Origin of the sequence: Mesorhizobium sp. WSM3859 (assembly GCF_002295065.1) — a bacterium.
Classification (GTDB): domain Bacteria; phylum Pseudomonadota; class Alphaproteobacteria; order Rhizobiales; family Rhizobiaceae; genus Mesorhizobium.
Genome location: NZ_NSGG01000014.1, coordinates 1 through 19,106, shown reverse-complemented (window position 1 = coordinate 19,106; position 19,106 = coordinate 1). Strand labels below are relative to the sequence as shown.

15 protein-coding genes are annotated in these 19,106 nt (G+C 64.1%); 10 read left to right on the top strand and 5 right to left on the bottom strand.

Annotated features, from left to right (window positions below; genetic code table 11):
* Positions 1 to 162: 162 nt before the first annotated feature.
* Positions 163 to 1,458: a lipopolysaccharide biosynthesis protein gene (locus tag CK230_RS24825; protein WP_095819783.1), complete on the top strand. Its 1,296-nt coding sequence runs from the start codon at positions 163 to 165 to the stop codon at positions 1,456 to 1,458.
* A gap of 304 nt (positions 1,459 to 1,762) precedes the next feature.
* Here CK230_RS24825 and CK230_RS24820 read toward each other — a convergent pair whose 3' ends face one another.
* Genes CK230_RS24820 through CK230_RS24810 form a run of 3 tightly spaced genes read right to left on the bottom strand, consistent with a single transcriptional unit; the run spans position 1,763 to position 4,646 of the window.
* Entirely contained in the window at positions 1,763 to 2,686 is a 924-nt protein-coding gene (locus tag CK230_RS24820) for a DUF6492 family protein (RefSeq protein ID WP_095819782.1), read from the bottom strand.
* On the bottom strand, positions 2,683 to 3,477 hold the full coding sequence (locus tag CK230_RS24815) for a WecB/TagA/CpsF family glycosyltransferase (protein ID WP_095819781.1): 795 nt from the start codon (positions 3,475 to 3,477) through the stop codon (positions 2,683 to 2,685). Before CK230_RS24815 ends, CK230_RS24820 begins: the two co-directional genes overlap by 4 nt.
* Positions 3,474 to 4,646, bottom strand: a complete 1,173-nt coding sequence (locus CK230_RS24810; protein ID WP_095819780.1) for a glycosyltransferase family 4 protein — start codon at positions 4,644 to 4,646, stop codon at positions 3,474 to 3,476. The genes CK230_RS24815 and CK230_RS24810 overlap by 4 nt, the downstream gene beginning before the upstream one ends.
* A 169-nt stretch (positions 4,647 to 4,815) precedes the next feature.
* Between CK230_RS24810 and CK230_RS24805 the strand changes: the two genes are divergently transcribed.
* From CK230_RS24805 to proC, 3 genes are all read left to right on the top strand, one after another.
* The gene (locus CK230_RS24805; protein ID WP_095819779.1) at positions 4,816 to 5,814 is read left to right on the top strand and encodes a glycosyltransferase; all 999 of its coding nucleotides are present in this window, start codon (positions 4,816 to 4,818) and stop codon (positions 5,812 to 5,814) included.
* Positions 5,783 to 7,102, top strand: coding sequence for an O-antigen ligase (locus CK230_RS24800; RefSeq protein ID WP_095819778.1), 1,320 nt, complete (start codon positions 5,783 to 5,785; stop codon positions 7,100 to 7,102). The genes CK230_RS24805 and CK230_RS24800 overlap by 32 nt, the downstream gene beginning before the upstream one ends.
* 84 nt (positions 7,103 to 7,186) lie before the next feature.
* Positions 7,187 to 8,002, top strand: coding sequence for a pyrroline-5-carboxylate reductase (proC, locus tag CK230_RS24795; RefSeq protein ID WP_095819777.1), 816 nt, complete (start codon positions 7,187 to 7,189; stop codon positions 8,000 to 8,002).
* On the opposite strand, the gene CK230_RS24790 is transcribed toward proC, so the two are convergent.
* Positions 7,977 to 9,317, bottom strand: coding sequence for an NAD(P)H-dependent oxidoreductase (locus CK230_RS24790; protein WP_095819776.1), 1,341 nt, complete (start codon positions 9,315 to 9,317; stop codon positions 7,977 to 7,979). The two genes, proC and CK230_RS24790, sit on opposite strands and share 26 nt — an antisense overlap.
* Positions 9,318 to 9,517: 200 nt before the next feature.
* Between CK230_RS24790 and CK230_RS24785 the strand changes: the two genes are divergently transcribed.
* The 5 genes from CK230_RS24785 to CK230_RS24765 all read left to right on the top strand — a co-directional run bounded on the left by CK230_RS24785 (position 9,518) and on the right by CK230_RS24765 (position 16,188).
* Positions 9,518 to 10,288, top strand: coding sequence for a glucose 1-dehydrogenase (locus CK230_RS24785; protein ID WP_095819775.1), 771 nt, complete (start codon positions 9,518 to 9,520; stop codon positions 10,286 to 10,288).
* A gap of 344 nt (positions 10,289 to 10,632) precedes the next feature.
* On the top strand, positions 10,633 to 12,081 hold the full coding sequence (locus CK230_RS24780; protein ID WP_095819774.1) for a TolC family outer membrane protein: 1,449 nt from the start codon (positions 10,633 to 10,635) through the stop codon (positions 12,079 to 12,081).
* 40 nt (positions 12,082 to 12,121) lie between these two features.
* Positions 12,122 to 14,254 carry a type I secretion system permease/ATPase gene (locus CK230_RS24775; RefSeq protein WP_095819773.1) on the top strand — a complete coding sequence of 711 codons (2,133 nt, stop codon included), beginning with the start codon at positions 12,122 to 12,124 and terminating at the stop codon, positions 14,252 to 14,254.
* 13 nt (positions 14,255 to 14,267) lie between these two features.
* Positions 14,268 to 15,557 carry an HlyD family type I secretion periplasmic adaptor subunit gene (locus tag CK230_RS24770; protein ID WP_095819772.1) on the top strand — a complete coding sequence of 430 codons (1,290 nt, stop codon included), beginning with the start codon at positions 14,268 to 14,270 and terminating at the stop codon, positions 15,555 to 15,557.
* Complete coding sequence (locus CK230_RS24765; RefSeq protein WP_095819771.1) at positions 15,547 to 16,188, top strand: ribbon-helix-helix domain-containing protein; 642 nt, start codon at positions 15,547 to 15,549, stop codon at positions 16,186 to 16,188. Before CK230_RS24770 ends, CK230_RS24765 begins: the two co-directional genes overlap by 11 nt.
* 127 nt (positions 16,189 to 16,315) lie before the next feature.
* Here CK230_RS24765 and CK230_RS24760 read toward each other — a convergent pair whose 3' ends face one another.
* Entirely contained in the window at positions 16,316 to 17,245 is a 930-nt protein-coding gene (locus CK230_RS24760; RefSeq protein ID WP_095819770.1) for a transglutaminase-like cysteine peptidase, read from the bottom strand.
* A gap of 323 nt (positions 17,246 to 17,568) precedes the next feature.
* On the opposite strand from CK230_RS24760, the gene CK230_RS24755 reads away from it, so the two are divergent.
* The coding region (locus CK230_RS24755) for a VCBS domain-containing protein (protein WP_210201494.1) at positions 17,569 to 19,106 on the top strand (1,538 nt) is incomplete at its 3' end.

The following is a 19,106-nucleotide window of genomic DNA, read 5'->3' as shown; positions in this document are numbered from 1 at the left end:
TGGGCCAATCGTTAAGCCACGCTAAACGGGCATAGGAAACAAACGGTTAATTTCGTGCCCGGACCCACAAGGTTTCCTGCCTTGTTTCGCGGCATTTCGGCTCCGCCAGAGCTGTCGCCAGAACGCCGCGTTAAACTTTCCAGCCTATGTATCGCCCCCGACATGACCCAGGCCAGCGACATGCCGCAAAGGCGGAGCTTCGCGCGGATCGGCCACTTCGTGGCCACCCGCCAGAAACTGGTATTCGATTATCTCTCGGCCATCAGCGGCGCCGGCGGCCGGCTGGTGTTTTCGCTCGCCTATTTCATCGCCTTGGCCAACACGCTTTCGATCGCCGAGTTCGGCATGTTCGCCACCGCCTCGGCCGCCGGCATCATGCTGTCGCGCATCCTGGCCTTCGGCTTCATCTCGGCGCTCTACCGCACCGCCACGATCCGCCCCAATCTGATCGGCACATTCACCGCCGGTTTCCTGCTTCTCGGCGTGTTGTCGCTGCCGTTCCTCGCCGCCGCCTCCTACATCGTCTACCTGATCTTCTTTTCCGGCACTGTGCCGCTGTCGGCCTTTGCCGCTGTCGTCTTCGCCGAAGCGCTTTTGTGGCGGCCGGTCGAGGTGGCGCTGATCGTCAACAACGGGCTCGGCAAGTTCGGGCGGGCGGCGGTGCTCGCCATCCTGGCGACGGCGCTGAGGGCAATCGGCGCGATCCTGTTCATGCTTGCCGCGCAGCATACGATCGGCGTCTGGTCGCTGTTCTATATCGGCGCCAATGCCGCTTCCCTCGTCGTCGCCTTCGTCTTCTTCTATCCCCGCCAGCGGCTGAGACTGCGCGCCGAGCTCTATTTCCGGCGGCTCGCCGATTCCATCTATGTCGCCGGTTCCGAGGTGCTGTTCTACCTGCAGATGGAGTTCGACAAGCTCCTGGTGCTGTCGATCGGCGGACCGCATCTCGCCGGCATCTACGCCATCATCATGCGGCTGGTCGACCTCACCGCGATCCCGATCCGAACCTTCTCGATGATGCTGGTGCAGCGCATGATGCGGGCGCCGGAGCTCCTGTCACGGCTGGCGGTCAAGAGCGGCATCGAAGGCGGCGTGTTCCTGGTCTCGACGCTGGCGCTGGCGTCGCTCGGCATAATCCTGCACTTCTTCCCGAATGCGCTCGGCAAGAATGTCGCCGAGGCGGCGCCGCTGGTGGCGCTGGCGGTCTGCGTGCCCGGCCTGCGCAACCTCGTCGAATACCAGGCCGAGCTGCTCTTCGCGCGCGGCCAGACGGCGGTCAGGGCAATCAATCTCGGCCTGCTCGCCGGCTTGAAGGCAGTGCTGCTCACCTATGTGCTGACGACCATCCCCGACACGGCTAATCTGGTGCTGTCGCTCAACATCGTCTTCCTGCTGCTTTATCTCGCCTCGATGCTTCTGACTTATTCGGCCATGCGTCGGCCGGCCAAGGCGATCTAGTTACCTAGTGCCAGCCAGGATTGCCGTTCGTGCGGACCGCCGCAAACGTTCGGGATTGAGGCGAAGCCTCTCAGCTTCGTCATCCACGGGTGGAGCGGGAGCGAAGCGGACGCGGAGACCCGAGGATCCATGCCGTGACTTTAGCCGAGGGATGCAGCGGAGCAGAATTCTGCGCCGCGGCGACGCCTTCACGTCACGGCATGGATTCCAGGGTCTGCGCGCGTCGCTTCGCTCCTTGCTCCGCCCTGGAATGACGACGAGAGGGATCGCTTCTGGTAGTTTCCAAGTTTCGGATCTATCAGAACTATTCAAGCCCTATCAGGTGGCGGATGCGGCCGATGTCGGTGCCGATGAAGGACTGCAAGCCGATCGCCACCTGTTCCGGCGCCATGGTGTCGACGAAGCGGCGGAACTCGTCATCCGAGAGCGGCTCGCCGTTCCAGTGGACGCGGCAGAACTCCTCCGAACCGTGGAAATGGCCGACGCCATCGAGCACGTCGTCGACATAGCGGCCATAGATCATGCATTCGGAAAATTTTCGCGCCGAGCCGAGGACGCCGACCCAGTCGCGGCCATGCACCTTCTCAATGCGCTCGCACATCGCGTTGACCGTCTCGCGACGCCAGGCGATCAGCGTCGAGATGTAGTCGTGGCTCGACGCGACAGCAGGATCGATGCCGAGTGCCGTGCCGGCATTGCGCGACCAGATGCGATGCTCGTCGTGTCCGTTGTTCGACAGCACGCCGTCGCGACGGAACAGCCGCACCTTGCCGTCGCGCCAGAAGGCGTTCGCGTCGAAGGGCTTCAGGAAGGCGACGTCGGAATCGCAGAAGACCAGCACGTCTTCCTTAGCCTGCCCGGCAATGGCGATGCGGCGCAGCTGCTGCACGTGCCAGCCGCGTAGCGGCTGCGTTTTGAGGCTCAGCCAGACGCGGCGGCGAAAGCCGCTCAGCGGGTCGTCGAACACGCGCAGCCAGCGCGGCAACAGGTCCCGCTCGTCGACGACGCTGCGACGGCCGGATTCCAGCTGGCGAAACAGCGCGACGTCGCGATGTTCGGTGAGGATGTAGTGATGCGCCATGCCGGTGACGTGGCGGTCGATGGTTTCGCACAAAAGCCGGCAGCGCTCGAAATCGGGCGCGTAGCTCGCGGTGACGATCGCGGCCGAGGGCATGCGCGGCAGCGGTTCGATTGCGGTGGATGTATCCGGCACGAAGCGGCTGTTCACCGGCGCGCCTCCAGCGGTCGCGGTCCGAGCGACAGCTTCTGCTTGACGACGCGCCAGAGGAAGACCGGATTGCCGACGATGTAGCGGCGCCACAGGCGGCCGGGTTCGATCCAGAGGCGGAACAGCCATTCGAGCCGCAGCCGGCGCAGCCACAGCGGCGCGCGCGGCACCGAGCCGCTCATGAAATCGAGCAGCGCGCCGACGGCCACCGGCAGCGTGCAATGGCGGCTGTCGATATGGCGCTCGATCCACAATTCCTGGCGCGGCACGCCCATAGCGACAAGCAGCACGTCAGGCCGCAGCCTGGCGATGTGCTCGAGGATCGCCGGCTCCTCGGCGGCGGAGAAGAAGCCGTCATGGATGACGACGAAATTGTGCTGCATGGCGAGCGTCGACAGCTTCGCACATGCGGCTTCGGCATTGGCGCGCGTCGTGCCGAGCAGCGCCACCGTCAGCGGGTGCGACGACGCCTGCAGGAAAGCCGGAATGAAATCGGTGCCGTTGAGATTGCTGGGGAAAGGCGCGCCGTAAAGCAGCTTTGCCGCCATGTCGACGCCGACACCGTCGGGGAGGATCAGGAAATTTTCCAGCGCCTCGGCAAAGACCGGGTCGGTGCAGGCCAGGTTGGCGTTGTGAGCGTTGAGGAAGCTCACCTTGGTGAAGCGGTGCTCGTCGATCAGCCTGGTGAGCAACGAAATGGCCTCGTCCCAGCGAATGGCCAGCACCGGGATGCCCAGAATGGTCTTGAGCGTGTCGAAGCCGAAGGCGGCGCGCGCGGTGTGCATGTTCATGCGGCGACCTCCTGCCTGACGGCGCCAAGCTTCTCCAGGCCAAGCCCGATCGCGGCGTCGAGCGCCTTGAGCTGGCGGCGATGGAAGGCGCCGCCGTCGACGTCGCGGACATTGGCGGCGGCGGCCTGGAGAGCGGCAGCGAAAGCGATCGGATCGTCGGTCACCACGCAATTGTCGGGACGATAGCCGATGCCGCGCAGCGAGCGGCTGGTGGCGACGAACGGCAGGCCGAGCTCGAAGGTCTCGATGGTCTTCAGCTGCACGCCGCTGCCGGCGGTGCTGATCAGGGGAATGACGGCGGCGCCGCGCACGAAGGCCTGCGCATCCGGGACCCTGCCGACGAAGGAAACGCCGGGATGCGCCGAGCTGACGCCGGAAGGCATGTTACCGGCGATCCTGATGCGGAAATCCGGCTTCAGATGCGGCACGACTTTGTTCAGGAACCAGTCGAGTCCGATACGGTTCGGCTGCCAGGTCCAGGTGCCGATCAGCGCGGCGTCGCACTCGATATGGCGCTTCGCCTTGCTTGCCGGCGCCTGCGCGCGGGTCACCAGCGGCAGCACCGCCGAGCGTCTGTCGGAGGCAACGCCAAGCGCCGCGCGGTCTTCCTCGGCCAGCGTGAAGACAAAGCGCGCGGCGCCGCAAAGGCGCTCCTCCATGACCTTGAGCAGCCTGGCTTCGCGGCGGAACATCCAGCGCTGAAGCGCACTGCCGGCCGCGGCAGCATTCTCCTCGGCCGAGCGATGCTCGACATTGTGCGCCACGAAGACGAATGGACGGTCGGCGAGAACCTTCTCAAACGCTCCGGCGAACTGCACCGAATTCAGGACATAACCGTCGAAAGGGCCCGCGCGATCGATCGCGGCTCGGACCTGCGCGTCAGGAACGACACGCAGCTTGACCGAGGCAAAGGTAAGGCCGGAGAGAACCGCCTTGCCGAGCCAGACAAATTTCTGCAGCGGCGAGGCGCTTTCGGTGCGGACCTCGACGGCGTCGAGCACAATGGTGTTTTGCGGATCGGACGGAGACTTGCCCGGCCAGATGAAGCCGATGACCGTCACGCGCACGCCCGCGCGCCGCAGCGCGTCGATGATCGCGGCGTTGGCAATCTCGTAGCCCGAAGCGAGAGCGCCGTCAGGCACGATCGATGTGGCGAACAGCAGATGCATTTCACCTATCCTTAGGTGCAGCCGGTAGCAAAACGCGGTGAAGCCTTGATTAAATGGCACCGTCAAAGGCCAAAGACCCGGCTTTTCCGACAGCCGGGCGAGAAGGTGATTAACGAAACGTTATCACCGCGATGCTATCGAGGCGCGAACCCACGCTGCTCAAAAACGGATGATCCCTTTGCCGTCCGACGCTTCTGTATCGACCGCGGGACGGTCGCCGGGGCTTCCCGCCGAGAGCGTCGAGGCGGTGGTGACACTGCCGACCTTCAAGCGACCGAAGCAGGTGCTGGAAACCCTGGCTTCGCTCAAGGCGCAGCGGACCGAAAGGCGCTTTGCCGTCATCGTCATGGAAAACGAGGCCGAGGCGCGCGAGGGCGCCGCCGCAGTGCTGCCGCTTTTCGAAAGCGGCGAGATGCCCGGCCTGGTGATCATCGCGCATGAGCGCGGCAATTGCAGCGCCTACAATGCCGGCTGGCAGACGGCGATCCTGCAGTTTCCCAATTTTCGCCACCTGCTGGTCATCGATGATGACGAGATCGCCGAGCCAGATTGGCTGGAACGCATGTGCAAGGCCGCCGAGACGCTTCATGCTGACATTATCGGCGGCCCGCAGATGCCCATCTTCGCCGATCCGAGCCACGCCCGATGGGCCGAGCACCCGGTCTTTGCGCCGCCCTATCGGGAAACCGGCCGCGTGCCGGCGCTCTATTCGTCCGGCAACCTGCTGGTGGGACGCAACGTTCTCAAGGCCATGGGACCGCCCTTCCTCGACCTCAGGTTCAATTTCATGGGCGGCGGCGATTCCGACTTCCTCAGCCGTTCGGCGCAAAAAGGCTTCGTGCTCGGCTGGTGCGCCGAGGCAAAGGTCAACGAGACCGTGCCGGCGCGGCGCGTCGAGGCCGACTGGATCCGCGCCCGCAGCCTGCGCAATGGCGTGATATCGACGCTGGTCGAAAAGAAGAAGCGGGCCGGCACACCGTTTGCCGGCCTTAAAGTTCTCCTCAAAAGCCTGGCGCTGCTTGCAGCCTCGCCGCTGCGCGGCGCCATCCGGCTGGCGCGCACCGGCTCGCTGACCACGGGCCTCTATCCGGTCTATGTCGCGCTCGGCCGGGTGCTTGCCGAATTCGGATATGCCAATGAGCAGTACCGGCAGCCTGAGAAGAATTGAGCGCGCGCCGCTCGGCGCCGCCTTCACAAGGGAAGGCGTGGCGACGGCCATCGCCGCGCTCCTGTTCACCGTCATCATCGTCTCGTTCCGGCCGTTCCAGCCAGCCGGCGCGGAACTGACCGGCGACGGCGGCGACATCGTCAACCAGCTCGGCTTCGGTTCGCTCGGCGCAGTCTCCATCTTCGCGCTGCTCGCCTTCGCCGATCCCCGCGTGGTGCGCTCGCTGGTGAGCCCATCATGGGCGCTGATGCTGGGCTTCTTCTTCCTGTCGGTGGTGCTCGCCACCGATCCGCCCGCAGCCATGCGCGCGGCCTCCTTCACCATGATCGGCATCATCACCATGGCGACGATCCTGGTGCTGCCGCGCGACGCCGATTCCTTCGCCCGCGTGATCGTCTTCACCGCCGTCGTGGTGATCGGCCTCTCCTATATCGGCCTGGTCATCTTTCCGCATGAGGCGCTGCATACCGCCGATTCGCAGGAGCCCGAGCATGCCGGTCTGTGGCGCGGCGTCTTCACGCACAAGAACATCGCCGGCCCGGTGATGGCCTGTTTCAGCTTCGCCGGGCTCTATCTATTCCGCCGCGGTCAGCGCTGGTGGGGCGCCGGCATCTTCTGCGCGGCGATGGTGTTCATGCTGCACACCGGCTCCAAGACGACCGCCGGACTTGTGCCGTTCTCGATCATGATCGTCGTGCTGCCCAGCCTCATCGGCATGCGGCTCGGCACACCAATCCTGTTCGCGCTAGCGATCGTCGCGACCGCCGTCGGCACGCTCGGCATCGTCTTCATCCCGCCGGTGAAGCATCTGGCGGCGATCTATTTCCCCGATCTCACCTATACGGGACGCACGACGCTTTGGGAGTTCGCCGGCGAGATGCTGGCGAAGAAGCCGTGGACCGGCTATGGCTATGAAAGCTTCTGGGGGACGCCGCTGCTGCTCAACCAGGACCAGCCCTTCGACAGGCCCTGGGACATCCGCACCATCGTGCATGGCCATGACGGCTATCTCGACATTGCCGTGCTGATGGGCATCCCGGCGCTGTGCGTCGCCATCTACACCTTCCTGATCGCGCCTTTGCGGGATTACATGCGCATCCCGGCGCGCAAGGAAAACATCTTCCTCGGCGACTTCTTCATGATGGTGGTGCTGTTCACGGCGCTGAACGGCTTCCTGGAAAGCTTCTTCTTCCACCGCGGCGACCCCGTCTGGCTGTTCTTCGTGCTGGGCGTGCTTGGTCTCAGGCAAGTCTCGCTGCGGCCGATCCCGGTTCGCCGCCTTGGCTGATCGCTGGACGAGAAGTCTCAACCAAACTGGACTTTTCCGCCGGCGCTCAAGCGTCTAAGGAAGTTCCGGTTCTCGGAGGCTTTCATGACGATCAGGCTCGTTCTCGCCGGTTGCGGCAATATGGGTTACGCCATGCTCTCGGGCTGGCTGAAATCCGCCAAGCTCGAACCGTCGGCGGTGTTCGTGGTCGAGCCCAACGCGGAACTGCGCCAGCGCGCCGAACATCTCGGCTGCCGCGCCGCCGCCGAGGCCGCGGGCATTCCGGCCGATGCCGTGCCCGATCTGGTGGTCATCGCCGTGAAGCCGCAGGTGATCCGCGAGGTGACGGCTGACTACAAGCGCTTCGGCGACGGCCGCACCACGTTCGTCAGCGTCGCCGCCGGCACGCCGGTCGCCACGTTCGAAACTATCCTCGGCGAGCATGCACCGATCGTCCGCTGCATGCCGAACACGCCGGCTGCGATCGGCAAGGGCATGATGGTGGTATTCTCCAACCCGCTGGTGTCCGACGACGTCCGCCGCTTCGTTGTCGAACTGCTTTCGGCAAGCGGCGTCGTGACGACGATCGACGATGAGGGCCTGATGGATGCCGTGACGGCCGTCTCCGGCTCCGGCCCGGCCTATGTCTTCCACTTCATCGAGGCGTTGACGGTTGCGGCCGAGAAGGCCGGCCTGCCGGCCGAGACCGCCAAGCTGCTCGCCATGCAGACCGTTTTCGGGGCGGCCTCGCTCGCCGCTGAAAGCGACGAGGAGCCTGGCGTGCTGCGCCAGCAGGTGACCAGCCCCAACGGCACGACCGCCGCCGCGCTCGCCGTGTTGATGGGCGGGGACCGGCTGACGAAACTTGTGACGGAAGCGGTCGAGGCGGCGCGGCTCAGGTCGATAGAGCTGGGGAAGTGACCTTCGCCCCATACAGCATCTCGTCCTGGAGCTTGCGCAGGGCGTAGAGCCGCGTCGTCTTGTCGGGCGACGCATTGTCCTGCGTCAACAACTCGCCCTTCTTCACCGGCTTCAGCACCTTGCCGCCTTCGAGCAAGCCGACCGGGAGGGCCCGGTTCGCCCGGGCATCGGCAATGGTCATGGTCCAGGAGCGGTAGCAGGTTTCGCCGATGGCATCGAAGGTCTCCCCGGCGGCAAGGTCGCGCTTGGCGACCGCGCAGACCTCCGCCACCGGCCTTGGCAAAGGCACCATGTCGGGCTTGCCGTAGAGCATGATGCGGGCGGCAGTCAGCGGCACCTCCAGCGAGGTCAGGTGATAGGGCCGGAACAGGCCGTAATAAGGGCCCTTGCCGACATGCAGATCGTCCATGCGCTCGACGACCCGCGGATGCATCGCCTCGACGATGACGAACACGCCAGGCGCCACCCCCTTGCCGATCGTATAGTCGACCACGCCTTTCCGGGAGAGCAGGCCGCCGTCCTCTTTCGGGATCAGCACCTTGGTCAGTTGATCGCGATCGGCCTTGGGGCCGTGCATGCCAGGCACATCCGGGACCAGGCCGGTGGCGTTGGCGATGGCGCACATCTCGACCATGGTCTTCGAGCCGTCGACGAATTCGACCAGCATGCGCGGGTTCATGTTGCGACGTTCAGCCTCCTCCCGGTAGTCGTCCGGAACGGCGTCATGGTTGAGCGGATTGTTCTTGCCCTTGCCCGCCGCGACGATGGTCAGTCCAAGCGCCGAGGCGAATTCGATCAGTTCCATGCAGCTTGACGGCTCGTCGCCCGCGCCGACCGAATAGACCACACCCAGCCGGTCGGCCTGCTGCTTCAGGTAACAGCCGATGGTCACGTCGGCTTCGACATTCATCATCACCAGATGCTTGCCATGCTCCATGGCCATCAGATCGAAATCCGCCGCGACGCCCGGCTTGCCGGTGGCGTCGATAACGACGTCGATCAGCGGATTGGTGACCAGCATCTCGTTCGAGGTGATGGCGATGCGGCCTCCCTCGATCGCCTGGGTGACCTTGGAGGCGGTTTCGGCCTCGGCAGCCATCGCCTCGTCGCCATAGGCGATGCGGATCGCCTCGCGGGCGGTGTGCGGACGCCGCGTGGAGACGGCCGCGATCGAAATGCCCGGCATCAACATGCCCTGCGTCACCAGATCGGTCCCCATCTCGCCGGAGCCGATGACACCGACGCGCACCGGCCTGCCCTCGGCGGCGCGCCGGGCAAGATCACGGGCAAGCCCGGTCAGGACGACATTGGTCATGCAAGAAGATCCACTGCTTTTTGATCCGGCCCGCAATACAGGGAACGATCACCGTTTGCCAACCAAACCAGCCGGACATGGCGATTTCTTGCGCATTGTTTGCAAAGGCGCAGCAGATTTTCCCCGGCGAGCCGCGACCTTCTGGTTTTCGCCGTGCGACCGGCTAATGTCGGACGAGCTGACGCAAGGGGAGGTTGGACATGACGGAGTTCACGCCGAAATTCGATCTGAACGGCAAGGTGGTGCTGGTCACCGGCGCTACGCGTGGCATCGGCCGCGCCTGCGCGCTCGCCTGCGCAGGCTCCGGCGCCGACATGGTGGTGGGTGTGCGCAGCGCCGCCGATGGCAAGGCGCTCGTCGCCGAGATCGAAGGCATGGGTCGCAAGGCACTCGCCGTGCACATGGACCTGACCGATCTCGCGACCGTGCGCAGCGCGGTGGCCGAGGCGCATACCGTCTTCGGCCGCATCGACGTGCTGGTCAACAATGTCGGGCTTGGGCCGGAAAACCTGGCCGAGAACGTCACCGAGGCGGATTTCGATCTTACTGTCGACGTCAATTTGAAGGGCACGTTCTTCACGACGCAGGCGGTCGGCCGGCTGATGATCGCGCGGAAGTGCGGCCGCATCATAAACATCAGTTCGCAGGCCGGCACGGTGACGCTGAAGGGCGAAGCGATCTATTGCATGTCGAAGGCCGCGATAAACCATCTCACCCGCTGCCTGGCGGCGGAATGGGCGCAGCACGGCATTGCCGTCAACAGCGTCGCGCCGACCTTCATCTGGACCGACGGCACCCGACCCTCGCTCGCCGACAAGGATTTTCACTCACATGTGCTGGGGCATATTCCGCTCGGCCGCATCGGCGATCCGATCGATGTAGCCGGGACCGTGGTGTTTCTGGCGTCGCCGGCGGCGTCGCTCATCACAGGCGCCAATGTCCTGGTGGATGGCGGTTGGTCAGTGGCCTAGGGCGCTTTTCAACGGACTGGATGCGGCCCGAGCGGATCACGGCGCGCGGTCTGAAATATGCCTGTGTGGAGCCACCGCCACGAATCGTCGTTGGTTGCAGATCATTAACCATAGCGGCCTGATTTGGGCGGACTGCCTGTCGCCTGCGGCGCTGGGTTCTGTGCCATTTTTGCTACAGGCTTTGGCTCGAATGCCCTGAATCGCACTTTTAAGTGGTGCCTAATCCATTATGCGCTCACATCCTGGAAAAATCTGATAGATACTGACCGAAAGCTCCGGTGGCAGGCTTGGGCAAATAAGCGCCAATAAAAACAACATGGCGCGGGGATAGTCACGGGGTAGAAATGACCAGGACGGGTAAAGTAACCGTCGGCTGGCGCATCGCGCTTGCCATTACGGTGTCGATGCTGGCTTGCGGTAGCGCCAGCGCACTCACACTCAAAGAAGCCGTTGCCGTCGCAGTGGAATCCAATCCGGAGATTGGCCAGGCGATCGAAAACCGCGAAGCGATCGAATTCGAGCTGCGCCAGGCGAAAGGCCTTTATCTTCCGAGCGTCGATCTGGAAGCGTCGACAGGCGTTCGCCGCCTGGACAATGACACACGGCGCGCGCTCGACGAGGATCACAAAGCCCTCTATCCGAACGAGGCCGACCTTACCGTCTCGCAGACGCTTTACGACAGCGGCGCAAGGCGGGCGGAACTAAATCGTCAGGCCTCGCGGGTCGACGGAGCTTCCTTCCGGGTTCTGGAGCGGTCCGAGTTCATCGGGCTCGCGGTCGTCCAGGACTATCTGGAGTACATGCTGCAGGCTTCGATCGTGGCCGAGGCCAAGAAGAACCTTGGCTTTCATCAGTCCATTCTCAGCGACATCAAGCAAGGCATCGCGGGCGGCGCGCTCAACGACGCCGACCGGCAGCAGGCCGAGGAACGCCTTTTTGCCGCCAAGGCGCGGATGCAGGAGGCAGCCGAAGAACTCGAGGCGGCCAAGATCCGCTTCTTCAAGAATGTCGGCAAGCCGCTGACCAGCCCATCGCGGCCGGCCGACGTCTCAGCCGCCCTGCCCCGGTCGCTCGACGATGCGATCGGGCTTGCCAGGCAGAACAATCCGCGTGTCCACATGGCCAACAGCGATATCGACGCGGCGGCTTCGCTGGTTGATGCGGCGCGGGCGAAATTCGGTCCGACGATCACCGCCGAGGGTGTTGCCCGCGGCGGGTCCGATATCGATGGCGATAATGGCGACACCAGCGACCTGCAGGCTCGGGTGGTGCTGCGCTGGAATCTGTACCGCGGCGGCATCGACAAGGCCAACGAGCAGGAACAGATCCGCCGCACCAGCGAGCAGCGTCTTGCGCTGCATCAGGTGCTGCGCGAGATCGAGGAAGCCGTCCGCACCTCGTGGGACCGCAGGTTCCGCCAGGCGGAACTGGCAAAGACGCTGCGACAGCAGGCGGCCACCAACGAAAAGCTCGTCGCCTCCTATCGTGAGCAGTTCAAGGTCGGACAGCGCTCACTGCTCGATGTGCTCGATGCCCAGAACACGCGCTTCAACACTGCGACACTGGCCGACACGTCGTCCTACGCGTCGCTGTTCGCGCAATACCGACTGCTGGCCGCAACCGGGGAATTGCTGAAGACGCTCAACATCCAGCCGGCCAAGCAGTCCGCGGCCTACGCTCGTGAGGAATTCGGTGTGCCGGCTACGGCCGATACCGAGACCTATGCGCGGACGCCGTCGGAGCAGAAGAACGATCTGCCGTTCGACATCCTCGCGCCGGTCAGGAAAAAGTAGCCGATGTAAGCATCGATCCCTCAGTCCTTCGGGGCGGATCGTGAACCAGCAACCTCATATCTTGTCGCCCAAGGAGGCTTTCAAAGCCTGCTTCTGCGCCGTTGCGGCCTATCTCGGCAGGCCGAGCGCGGAAACGGTGCTGTTTGCCGGGGTGCCGATTTCGGAGACGCGCATCGAGCCGGATGAAATCCGCCATCTGGCCGAGCGCATCGGACTGGAGGTCCAGGATTTCAGCCATCGCGATTTCCTGCGCGGCCGCTTCGATCTTCCGGCGATCGTCTTCCGCGTCAGCCAATTGCCGGTCGCGCTCCTGGCGGAAATCGAGGGCGGGCAATATCTGACGGCGCCGCAGGAAAACGGCCGCACCACGATTGACAGGGCGGAACTCGCCGAAAACTACATCAGCGGCGGCACGTCCTTTTCGATCAGCTACGCCAACACCGCCGAAGAGATGACCGTCGGCACTGCCGCGCGGATCGAGAGGCGCCACTGGCTGACCGGCACCATGGGGGCGTTCTGGCGCACCTATTCCAAGGTGGTGCTGTCGGCGGTCTTCATCAATCTGCTGGCGATCGCCTCGCCGATCTTCACCATGAATGTCTACGACCGCATCCTGCCGAACAAGGCGATCTCCACGCTTTGGGTGCTGGCGCTCGGCATCGGCGCGGCCATCCTGTTCGACCTGCTGCTCAAGACGGCCAGGGCGTCGCTGATCGACTATGCCGGACGCAAAGCGGATCTGCGGATATCCTATCTGCTGTTCGAAAAAGTGTTGAACTCCTCGCTTTCGGCGCGGCCCGGGTCGACCGGCGAATATGCAAACCGTGTCACGCAATACGAGTTCGTGCGCGAGTTCTTCACTTCGAACACCATCAGCGTCTTCATCGACACGGTCTTCGTGTTCGTCTTCCTGGCTGTGATCTATGCCATTGGCGGCTGGCTGGTGATCATACCGGCGCTGGCTTTCGTCGTCTCCGTCTTCGTCGGGCTGATCACGCAGCGGCGGATCGGCAAGCGGGTCGCGGCCTCGATGAACGAGGCATCCCAGCGCCAGGCCCTGCTGGTCGAATCCATTTCCACGCTGGAGACGATCAAGTCGCTGCGCGCCGAGGCCTATCTGCTGCGCAAATGGGGCGAGCACTCGAAGAACGCGGCCAACACGTCGGAGAAGATCAAGGAGCTCTCGGCGGCGGCGGGCAACATCACCGGCGCAATCCAGCAATTCGTGACGGTCGCCCTGGTTGTGGCCGGCGCCTATGCCTTCTCCGAAGGCCAGGTCTCGACGGGCGCCATCATCGGCACCGTGATGCTTGCCGGCCGCGCCGTGGCGCCACTCGGCCAGATCGCGATCACGCTTGCGCGCTTCCGGCAGGCCATGCTGTCGCTCAGGATCATCAACACGATCATGTCGCAGCCGGAGGACCGCCCCGATACGGTCGGGTTCGTCAACCGGCCGATCCGCAGCGGCGCGCTCGTCTTCAGGAATGTCGGTTTCGCCTATCCTGGCACGGAAAACGAAGTTCTGAGCGGGCTCAACATCGCGGTCAGGCCCGGCGAGCGGATCGGCATCATCGGCCGCATCGGTTCCGGCAAGACCACGATGGGCCGGCTGATCGGCCGGCTTTTCCTGCCGACTTCAGGGGAGCTGCTGCTCGACGGCATCGACATCCGCCAATACCACCCGTCGGAGGTTCGCGCCGCGGTCGGCATCGTCGCGCAGGCAGGCGACCTGTTTTCGGGAACCATCAAGGAGAACCTTTTGATGGCGGCGCCGGAAGCGACCGACGAGGAGATCATCGAAGCGGCGAAGGCCGCCGGCGTCGACGACTTCGTCTCGCGGCATCCGCGCGGCTACGACATGAATGTCGGCGAGCGCGGCACCAATCTCTCGGGCGGGCAAAGGCAGTCGGTGGCAATCGCCCGGCTGCTTTTGACCAGGCCGAAGATCGTCTTCCTTGACGAGCCGTCGGGTTCGATGGACCTCGCCTCGGAACGGCAGTTGATCAGGCAGCTCAAGGTGGCGTTCGACCGCAGCACGACGCTGATCGTATCGACCCATCGCTACAGCATGCTGGAGTTGGCCGACCGCCTCATCGTCATCGAGCAAGGCCGCGTCGTCGCCGACGGGCCAAAGGAACAAGTCATCCAGGCACTGCAGAAAGGCAGTGCCTGACCGGAACGCGGACATGCTTGCAAGGGAAGACCGGCCACCTCTTTTCGCCTCGGCGTCCGTCTACATCGTCGGCGCCCTGTTCGTGTGCTTCACGGGCTGGGCATCATTTGCCGAGGTGGACGAGATCGCGCGCGGCGAAGGCAAGGTGATACCCGCCTCGAAGACGCAGGTCATCCAGGCCAGCGAAGCCGGCGTCGTGCAGGAGATCGCCGTCCAGATCGGGCAGACCGTCAAGAAGAACGACCTCATCATCCGACTCGACAATTCGGGCAACACATCGAGCCTGGGTGAGGAGAAGGCCAAGGCGCGAGCGCTGCGGGCACGCATCGCGCGGCTGCAGTTCGAGCAGAGCGGCAATGTCGAAGGGTCCTTCCCCTGCCCCACCGAAATCCAGACGGCCGCGCCGGAAATCTGCGACAACGAGCAAAAGCTGCTCGTCGCGCGCCGCGACAATTTCGAGGTCAAGCTGTCCGTTCTCAAATCGCGCCTCGACCAGCGCGAGAAGGAACTGGACGAGGCCACCGCCAATTCCGACCGCCTGTCCAAGAGCCTTGCCGTGACCGACCAGGAAGCGGCGCTGGTGGAACCCATGGTCAAGAAGGGCCTGATGGCCAGGACCGAGCAGATCCGCGTCGAGCGCGAGCAGACCGACCTGCACGGACAGCTGACGCTGGCCGGAGAGACCATCAAGAAGACCCAGGCGGCAATCACCGAGGCGCAGCTTCAGGTGAACGAGCTCGGCCTGCAATTGCAGCAGGAGGCGCTGAGCGACCTGACTCAAGCACTGGCCGATCTTTCCGTCGTCGACGAGACCATCCGCGGCGCCACCGACAAGGTCGCGCGCACCGATATACGCTCGCCGGTCGACGGCATCGTCAACACGCTCGACGTCAACACCCTCGGCGCCTTCGTGCAGCCGGGCGCAGTTGTCGCCGGCATCGTGCCGACATCCGAGACGCTGCTGGTCGAGGCACGGGTTTCGCCGCGCGACGTCGCCTTTATCCAGCCGAACCAGGAAGCGCTGATCAAGGTCACGGCCTATGACTTCTCGATCTTCGGCGGCATCGAGGGCAAGGTCTCCAATATCACCGCCGACAGTCTCGTCGACCAGAAGACGGGCGAACCCTACTACCAGGTGCGCGTCGCCACCGAGAAGTCGACGCTGACAAGGAACGGCAAGACCTATTCGATCATCCCCGGTATGATCTGCTCGGTCGACATCAAGACCGGACGCAAGACGATCCTCAATTATCTCTTGAAACCAATCAACAAGGCGCGTCAGGAGGCGATGAGTGAACGATAGCGCCATCCGCCCGGACACTCCGCGCGAACGGCTGCTGCCGGCCCTCGTGGCCGAGGATTTCGGCCCCGAGTTCCGCGTCGTGGCGCGCGGCGGCGTGCGTCGCGGCATCCGGCTGGAACGAGCCTTCTGGGTGTCGCTGAAGCACATGGCGGAAAGCCGCAAATGCACGATCGGCATGCTGGTCGAGGAGATCGCCGAGCAGCATCCCGACCAGGGCAACCTCACCTCGGCGATCCGGGTCGCCTGCATGCGCGGCCTTGTCGAGGAAAGCATGGAGCTGCGCAAGCTCGCCTCGATCCGCACGATCACCGCGATCCTGGTCGCCTGCCCCTCGCCGGCCTTCGCGCTGTCTTCGTCGAAGAAGATCCTGGCCTTCAACACGCCGTTCCAGCAACTGGTCAGGCGCCAGTTGCCGAGCGCGCCGGGAGAGGATGGGCGGCAGGATTTGAAGCTGGCGCTCGATCTCAACGTCACCGACATCTTCGCCAGGCTCGACGCCAATGGCGAAACGCCGGTCACCAGCGGCTTCGTCATCGGCGCCGGCGAGCGGCGCTATCGTGGCCAGCTCAGCGCCGTGCGCGCGCCTGTCGCCGAACCGGAACTTCTGATGGCCTTCGTCTTCAACGGCTGAACCCCGGCGCAGCAATTTTGCCGCCAGATGGCCTTGCAGCGAGGCTGCGGACCTTGGAAGCGGCTTCGCTTGTTTCGCGGGCGCGATGCGCTTCCCTATCTCACATAATCAGGCCCACGCGGGGGCGTCACGGCTGGCTCGGCGATCCTTCGCCAGGCGCCACCGTCGCGAAGCCGCCGGCTATGTCGGCGATCTGAGCGCCGGACTTCGATCCGTGGATCCAGGCGCGATCGGTGCTGAAGGAATAGAGCGGAACATAGTCGGGCAGGTCGCTGTCGCGCAGGACGGCGTTGCCCAGGCTGTCGAGGATGAAGGCGCCGCTTGCCGTGCTGACCGACAGCACGGCATGGAAGAACTTGCGGCGGCGATCCTGAAGCACCACCAGCGACATGCTCTGCGCCGGAATGCCGGCTCTGAGCAGCGCCGCCATCTTGAGTATGGCGAAGTCCTCGCAATCGCCGGCGCGATGCTCGAGGATTTCCGACGGCTTTGCCCAATAGTCGAGCTTGCCGTAGACGACGCTGTCCTTGCGATAGGCGATCAGGCGGTTGATGCTTGAGTTGACGAAGGACAGCTTGTCGCGAAAGCCCTTGCCCGCGGCGATGTCGATGATCTCGGAGAAAGTCGGGCTCTCGCGATCGCAGGCGCTGCCCGCGGTGCAGTCGACGATTGCTTTATAGACGGGAGTCCAGCGCGCCGCGACCGGGAAGTTGCGCATCGACAAGGCGACGGAGCCGAAAACGCCGGGAATGATCGCGGCGGTCTGGATCGGGTCGATGCCGGGTTCGGCCTTGGCGCCGGAAAGCGCTTCAACCTCAGCCGCCGGCGCGTAGCCAGCCGAAATGTCGGCGATGCGGTATACGGCGGCTGGCTGGCGGGACTGCGGCCGGGCCAGCGAAACGCCGCCGAGGCTCGCCGGCGCAAGCACATTTTGCAGAGCCGGTTCCAGGCCCGAATCCACGCTGGCGGATGATGGATTTGCCAGGCCGGCAAGGCCGACAGCCAGCAAGAGAACCCTGATCCCCGTCGTTCCCGGGGCTGCTTTTTGTATTTTCATAACGCCCACCTTTGACTGTGGACGCTAGCAATCTTGTCTCAAATTATCGGAAAGGAAGGTGGGTAAATTTCCGCGAATCACTCTATTCTATTTTCGATCAAATTTTATTCAAATTTATACTTTCATTTACCGAACCGGCTCCGAGTGCAGCCACCGATCCCGAGCCCCTCAAGATCATACATAAGGGAGTATATCATCGCAATTTACCAAGTGTAAAAAATGCGATTCTCTACATATTCGAATATATGAAATAGATGAAAGGTCTGTTGCAAAGTCCGGGCCTGACATGTCTCTTTCCGGGAAATGCCGGAGGGGCTTGAGCTATGACGACCAATATCGAATTCGACGCCGTTTCAAACTCCTGGGACGAGCACACGACTGTTGGGGAACATCCGATCTCGACGGGCGTGCAAGTCGCCCAGGCTGCGAGCGGCCAAGCCGCGCAGGGCAGTGAGCCGGTGCCGGTTGACGTCGGCAAAGGTGCGCCGGCACAGGGCGCGGACAATGCGCAGGGCGCAAACGCGCAGGATGCGAACAAGGCGCCGGCGGCGAATGCCGCGGCTGCGAATGTACCGCACGAGTATCATGCCGAAGCCGGCAATGTCGTGAAGCTCCCGGCCAATGTCTCGATCGACAACATCAAGGTCGATGGGCACAACCTCGTGCTGGTGCAGCCCGACGGATCCGAGATCGTCATCAAGGACGGCGCGCTCAACGTGCCGACCTTCATCATCGGCGATGTCGAGGTGCCGCGCGTTGCGCTGATCGCCGCGCTCGAGGCGAGCCATGTCGATGTCGCCTTCGGCGCCGATGGCTCGATCTCGGCCGGCGGCAATGGCTCGCCGAGCAGCGCGGGCGGCAATTTCGAACAGCCTCCGGGCGGCATCGGCGACGGCTTCGGCCTTACCGCCCTTCTGCCGCCGACGGACCTGGCGTTCGGCCAGCCGGAGCATCGCGAGCTGTTCCCGGGCCTGGTGCGCGAAGATTCCACGCCGACGATCATCGACCTGACGCCTTCGGTAGATGGCGGCGACACCACCGTTGATGAGAAGGGCTTGCCGGCAAGCTCAGGGTCGGAAGGCTCTGGCGAGGCGCAGGATCCCGCACCCAACACCGATCAGTCCGAGATCAACACCGGCAACTTCACCATCAACTCGCCCGACGGCATCGGCTCGGTGAATATCAACGGTCAGGTGATCAGCGCCGCCGAGCTCGCCAACAGCGCGTCAACGCCGATCGACATCACGACGCCACTCGGCAACACGCTGACCATCAACGGCTACGACCCCGCCACCGGCCAGGTGAGCTACACCTACACGCTGCTGCATGCCGTGAACCATCCGGCAGGCAGCGATCCCGTCTATGACGACATGACGGTGACCGTCACCGACTCGGACGGCGACGTCTCGCTTCCCGGCACGCTCTCGGTCCAGATCGTCGACGACGTGCCGACGGCCGTCGCTGACACCGATGCCGTGGCTGCAGGCTCACATGCGCCGATCGACGGCAATGTCATTACCGGCGCCGGCAGCGACGGCAACGCTGCGGGCGCCGACGTCAAGGGCGCCGACGATGCCAGTGTGACATCGGCCTACGGCAAGGATGGCGCCGGCTCGGCGCAGACGGTGACGGACGCCGGCGTCTCGATCGCTGGCCAGTACGGCACCCTGCTGCTGCACTCGGACGGCAGCTACACCTACACCCGCGCGGCAAACACGCCGGGCGGCGTGGACGACGTGTTCCACTACACGCTGACCGATGGCGACGGCGATCAGTCGTCGACGACGCTGACGATCTCGATCGGCAACACGCCGCCGACCATCACCGACCTGACGCCGCAGGCCCAGGGCGGCGACGTCAC